Below are 1122 nucleotides of genomic sequence, written 5' to 3'. Positions count from 1 at the left end.
GGCATGGTGCCGTTGATGCGGGCCTTCAGAAGATGCGAGGCGCTGAAGGTCAGCGACCGGCGGGGCTCGATGGGGACCACGGTCCCTGTCTTGGGATTGCGGCCGAGGCGCTCGGTCTTGTGGCGAACGGTGAAGACGCCAAAGCCTGACAGTTTCACGATCTCGCCCGTGACAAGAGCTTCGCTCATCGCCCCAAGAACCTGCTCGACCAGGTCCGCCGCCTCCGCTCGGGAAAGGCCACCTGTGTTGGAGACGGCCTCTGTCAGATCAGCCCGGGTGATGGTCTTGCCCGCCATAAGGACCCCTTGGCGTTAATCCTGTGCTCAAGAAAAAGGCCGCTGTTGCCAGCGACCGGAGGTGCAGAGGACATCTCCCTCTGAAGGGAACGACGCCGCAGGGTAGAGATGCGACGGTTCGAAAGCCTGTTACCAAAACGTGGCGAATATTAGTATGAAATTTCATCAAAGGCCTTATGCGTGTAACGCATGATCAAGGCTGAGTTCGCGCGAAACAAAATTGCAGCTATGAGATGATCATGGGCGTTCCAAGTACATTTATGCGGGTAAAGGTGGGTCAGTCGGCAAACAAAGGCTTCTGAAGCACTCACCTCCTGACGGGGTGAATTCCAAGATCTCAGGAACGACGTTTCCCGGCATCGGCTCCGGTCATGGGTGTCCGCACGTAGACCAGGCGCCGGTGCCAAGGACACCAGCTTGAGCCCTCCTGTGTCTCACTTCCACAGAAGATCGCCTTGGAGTGCTCGTCCGAGACAATGAAGCGGCATTGTCGCGCTTGGAGCTTGAACAATGTCGTTTGGGTGCGCGGGGACGGTTCGCTGATCTCAGGCATGGTTCCGACATCCGGTCCAGGAACCAGAGAGCAACACGATGAGGGATCAGGAGAGTTCCATGCCTGCGCGAGCTATCAACAGCTGGATCGACGACGCTTAGATTTCTGTGGCTATCGAGAAGCCTACTTACGGCAGTTGGGCGCACAAAGTGATCACTGCAAGCGCGGCCGATGCTGCCGTGGCCGTCAGCCAGAGATCGATGGCCTGCGGCCGGTGAGAGACAAGTCGCTTCATCAGGGCACAATTCAAAAGATCAGGTGAGGAGCAATGGA

At 57.7% G+C, this 1122-nt stretch carries 2 protein-coding genes; both read right to left on the bottom strand.

What is annotated here, in order from left to right; all coding sequences use genetic code 11:
- Positions 1 to 296: integration host factor subunit alpha (locus KBI52_RS01400; protein ID WP_210804858.1), on the bottom strand; the 296-nt coding region annotated here is incomplete at its 3' end.
- A 337-nt stretch (positions 297 to 633) separates the two neighbouring features.
- Positions 634 to 849 (bottom strand): GcrA family cell cycle regulator, encoded by a 216-nt coding sequence (locus KBI52_RS33840; RefSeq protein WP_210804857.1) that lies wholly within the window; start codon positions 847 to 849, stop codon positions 634 to 636.
- Positions 850 to 1122 lie beyond the last annotated feature (273 nt).

The organism is Microvirga sp. HBU67558, from assembly GCF_018069605.1.
Taxonomy (GTDB): domain Bacteria; phylum Pseudomonadota; class Alphaproteobacteria; order Rhizobiales; family Beijerinckiaceae; genus Microvirga; species Microvirga terrae.
Note: the sequence above shows the minus strand (reverse complement) of the source record. Positions and strands in the feature narration are given on the sequence as shown.